The sequence below is a fragment of the Paenibacillus sp. 01L418 genome (genome assembly GCF_056400045.1).
This window is the reverse complement of the sequence record NZ_JBFTSN010000452.1, coordinates 1-4,911: the sequence shown is the minus strand read 5'-3', so window position 1 is coordinate 4,911 and position 4,911 is coordinate 1. Positions and strand designations below refer to the sequence as shown.

The window sequence follows — 4,911 nt, the reverse complement described above, 5'->3', positions numbered from 1 at the left end:
CTTCTGTCCACCAAATGCTAGGGAGTAAAACAATGAGAGGATGAGAAACGCAACCAACAGGATAACACTACTTTTTCGTACCGATGCTCCGCCTAGTACCATTTCTTAAATACACCTCTTCCTTCAATTTTGAAATCGCTTTCAATAAGTGAATATCAAATAGACTCCGCCCAGTCACCTCCTAAAGTAAGGATAAAAACAAAGGAAAACCGTCACATCATAGTTCTGCTAAGTCGTTTGAACAAGAGAAAAGAAGATTGCACAAAGAAAATCGGGGGGAAATTGCGGTGTAAAGCGAGTATCTGATATGTTTCTCCCTTTATTGTACGAGGTGTCTCCATAACCAAAAAGAAGGTTGATTATGTTATTAAGGGATAAATATCTCTTATTCTTTGAAAATGGGTTTTAATTTCAACTTCATAGAAAACGGAATCGTTTAATATTATCCTTCTATAGCCATTTGTCCCCTCTGAGTTCGTTATTAGCAAAAGGTATCACAGCACAAAAAAACACGCTAAACTATAGCGTGTTTAACATAAATGCCCTGTGAGGCTTTCGAAAACCTTACCTAGTGAAACGCTTAATACGTTCTATTCAATACTTTTCAATGATTCAATCATATTAATTTGAGAAACTTTTCGCCGAAGCAGTAAATTAGAAAGCGTAGTAAGTAAGAACGCAAGCAGAATAGAAACTAACAAGATCGTTATGTTTAATTTATCTGGGATTTGCTGATGGGGACTCGACAATGCCTGAACAATAATGGTGTAGATATAACCGCTGATCGGTAACGCTACAATGACCGCAAAGGCGGTTAAAATGATATTTTCAGAGAAGATAAGCCGGTTTATTTTATTTTTTTGATAGCCTAATACCTTCAGTGTTGCAAGCTCACGAATCCTTTCATAAATGTTAATGGAAGATATCGTATAAATAGCCCCAAAGGAGAGTATGACCGCACAAATGATAAACATAATGAATACAAAACTATTTTGCCTCAAAATATATTGCGCGGATTTCTTTAGATCATTCTTATCTGCAATGGTGTCTACACGTTGATCCTGCTCAAAGAAATTACGAATGCTTGTCAGATCCGCCGAGCTGTTCGCTTTAACTAAAACCGAGGTTGGGCGATAGTCTATACCTAAACTATTCATATAATCTGGCGTGCTATAAAACGAAGGATTCGAATATTGGTTAGATATTTTTAAAACCTTCATGTTTACCGATTTTTGGTTAAGCTCTGGTGCTGTAAATTCCATTTGGATCGTATCGCCTTCTGCAATTTGATACTTGTCAGCGTAAGATTTGGGTATTAGTACACCATCGTTTTCTAAACGAATTCTTTTATCATTTTCATCAAAGAAATGAACAAGGTCGTTCTCTTTTTCCGTAACCACTAATGTGGCGTTTTCTTTGACATCCTCTTTTATAAAGGCAACAGGGAAGGTGGATAATCCATGGCTTTTTGCAATATTGGAAGGGAGATTAATCGAATCAGAAGATGTTCCTATCGCATAATCGACTCTCAAATCATAGGTATACACCTCTTCAACTTGATCAGCCACTTTCACCAAAGACATTTGTGTGCCAAATGCAGTGATCAATAAAACAGTGCTTACAACCACACCAACGGAGCTCGCTAAAGCTTTTTGTTTATTTAAAAATATATTTCTCAAAATGAGCTTATGGCTGTAGGAAATTCGGCTCCAAATACCCGGAATTTTTTCAATGAGCAGCTTCTTCATCTTCTTTGGCGGTTTAGGACGCATCGCCTGGGCTGCACGTTCATTTAATATCGTTCTGCCACTAAAGTAACATGACAGGATTCCAAAAGCGCTGGAGAAAATAATAGGAGGAATAATAGAAAATAATGAAAGTGTAAATGAAATGTCAGGCATAGAGTAAGCTCTTGCATTCGACGCCGTAATTAATGGAATAAATACAATAGCGGATATGACATAACCAAGAATAGAACCTATGATGCTTGCCAGCACAGGATACCCCATATAATGAAGCATAATATTTCTGTTTTTTACACCTAATGCTTTCATAATGCCTACTTGGTTTCTTTGTGAATCTATAATTCTCGACATCGTAAGGAACAGAATAATTGCTTCAATCAAAAAGAGAACAAGAGGTATAACCTTACTCATCAATTTATTATTATGTATCGTTTGGTTTAATTGAGAGTAATTGAAAGAACGTTCTTTACTTTCTTGGGTTAAATAAGGGAGTTGTTTGGATTGTTCCTCAATGGTTTGACCTATTTTATCCATATCGTAACCCTCTTGCGCCTCAATCATGACTTCATTATAGTAAAAGCCGTCTGCGATTGCAGGAATTGTCTCTTCGCCAATATAAGCGATTCCGCTGGTTTTATGGTCCTGCGTTTCGTTCTTTTTAGTATGTTCAACATTCYCAATCAAGCCGCTAATTGTAAAATTAAAGCTTCTGCCATTGCTGCTAATACTGATTGTGTCACCTAGTTGAAAATGATGTTCTTTGGCATAAGCGGAATCTAATACGATTTCATCCTGTTTTGACGGGATATTGCCCGTAATGATCGTAGGCGTATTTATTTCATTTTTTTCAGGAATCGAATGGATTTTTAATGTAGCTTTATAATCTTCAAAAGCTTGCGTGGCATCAAAACTATACCGTCCTTCTATTTTATGAATACCTGCAATCTCGCTTAGACGAGCCACATCATCGCTTGAAATTTGGCTGTAGTATACATTTAAATCGCTTAAATGATGTTCTTGAAAATAAACCTTCGTATACGCGCCAAGATTGTCGCTCAAAGTTACAAGACCCGTATAGAAGAAAGCTCCTACTGCGATAACCAAAACAAAAGCTATAAATTGTCCTATCGATTGTTTGATATCCCTTAATGACTTCAGTAATAATTTCATAATTACCACTCAATCCCTTCAACACTTTGTTTTTCCTCATTTATAGTGATGCTCTCTATCCTTCCGCTTTTAACCTTTATGACTTTATCAGCCATAGGAGCAATTGCAGAGTTATGTGTGACCACAACAACGCATTTTTTCGTATCTTTGTTCAAATCTTGAAGAAGCTTCAACACAGACTTGCCCGTTACATAATCCAAAGCTCCGGTGGGCTCATCACAAAGCAGCAGTAAAGGATTTTTGGCAACCGCTCTCGCGATAGCAACTCTTTGCTGTTCCCCTCCAGACAACTGGGAAGGGAAGTTTTTGATTCGGTCTTTTAATCCGACTTTATGTAAAATATCTTTAGCGTCCAAATGGTTTTTACATACTTCCGTCGCAAATTCAACATTCTCCAGCGTGTTTAAATTCGGAATCAAATTATAAAATTGAAATACAAAACCTATCTTCTCACCACGATATTCTGTTAATTTTTTTTCGCCTAATCTTGTGATTTCATGGTCACCAACAAACACTTGACCTRAAGTTGCTGTATCCATACCGCCAAGTATATTCAAGATCGTACTTTTGCCGGCACCACTTGCACCTAAAATGACAACGAATTCCCCTTCTGATATGGAAAAATCAACACCCGCTAGCGCCTTAATCGTTACTTCACCTATGTTGTATTCTTTGGTTACATTTTTGAAATCGATTAACTTTTTCACTACCTTCATCTCCTTGTATCCTATTTTTTAGAACATGGTTTGTTGTTTCACCGGTTAACTTATGGAGGCAACGCCCCATTGCTACACTATTTTTCCATCATATACCATCCAAAAGAAATGACCTTCCCTCGTTCGATGTATTTTGCGCTCGGTCTCTAGAAGGAAAGCCTCGAATTTAGCTGCTAATTCTGTTGCTCTGTTTGAAAGCATAACATTTGAATCCTGACCTCATGTATGTCTGGTATCAAAACGAAAAATAATAAATCCACCGATTAAATCCTGAAGATATTCAATATGTTTGAACCTGAGCGATGAAAGTTTAGTTGAATACGTTCTGAGCAAGAGTCAATCTTAAAAAAATAAAGTACAAGAAATCATTTTATTTACATTCAAAATGAGTTCTTGTACTTTATTTAGTTGCAGCGTGTAAACTTCTACTTAAAGCTTTGGGCCCATTCAGCAACCCTCCGACTACTTTCTTCTTCTGACAAATCCTCAATCCTAGTCATAATAGACCATCTTACTCCAAAAGGATCCAATATACTTCCGAATCGATCACCTGAAACAAAGTTTATAACCGGTTCCCTTATTTTTGCTCCTCTTGCTACCGCATTTTCAATTGCCTGATCAACATTAATTACGTAAATTCCTAAAGAATAACACGCATTGTCTTCATCTGGCGGCAAGACCAATTTATACGCCGGATTCGCTGCTCCCAGCTGCAAAAAACCATTTCCAAAATCTAATTCCGCATGAGCAATTATTTTATTGCCATTTCCATCAGGATATTCAGTAATATCCTTAACTCTTGCATTGAAAACAGTTTTATAAAACTCTATTGCTTCAGAAGGATTCTTCACTGTTATAAATGGGGTAATCGATGTGCAGCCGTTGGGTGTTCCATTCTTTGTATATTTACCTGACACTCCCCTATACTCTCTGCTTTCAGTCATTTTTACTCCTCCTTTAAATGATCATAATCGATCAATTTTATATATTCCGTATTATTCATTTGCAAGTTCTCCTTATTTAACAATTCATCAAGTAATACCAACACTCCATCGGTAATTAATGATTATCATCATTATAAAATAGCTTCACTGACATCTGCTGTCAGTGAAGCTATTAAAGTTGATAATATTCCATTAATTCCGACGTAACAGCAACAAGTTTTTCCTTCAAACTCTGTGGTTCGATTACTTGAATGGATTTCCCGTAGGATAGGAGAAAATAAGGGACATATAGATGAATTGATTTTTCCTCAAGTAAAAAGATTGCTTGATTTGATG

General features: G+C 36.6%; 3 protein-coding genes and 1 pseudogene. All 4 read right to left on the bottom strand.

The window, feature by feature from the left end:
- Positions 1-590 precede the first annotated feature (590 nt).
- The gene (locus AC1DSE_RS30110; RefSeq protein WP_477528687.1) at positions 591-2,915 is read right to left on the bottom strand and encodes an ABC transporter permease; all 2,325 of its coding nucleotides are present in this window, start codon (positions 2,913-2,915) and stop codon (positions 591-593) included.
- 2 nt (positions 2,916-2,917) lie between these two features.
- Positions 2,918-3,622 (bottom strand): ABC transporter ATP-binding protein, encoded by a 705-nt coding sequence (locus AC1DSE_RS30105; RefSeq protein WP_477528686.1) that lies wholly within the window; start codon positions 3,620-3,622, stop codon positions 2,918-2,920.
- 434 nt (positions 3,623-4,056) lie between these two features.
- Positions 4,057-4,575, bottom strand: a complete 519-nt coding sequence (locus AC1DSE_RS30100) for a VOC family protein (protein WP_441879609.1) — start codon at positions 4,573-4,575, stop codon at positions 4,057-4,059.
- A gap of 172 nt (positions 4,576-4,747) precedes the next feature.
- A pseudogene (locus AC1DSE_RS30095) lies at positions 4,748-4,911 on the bottom strand (DNA-binding transcriptional regulator); the annotation flags it as partial.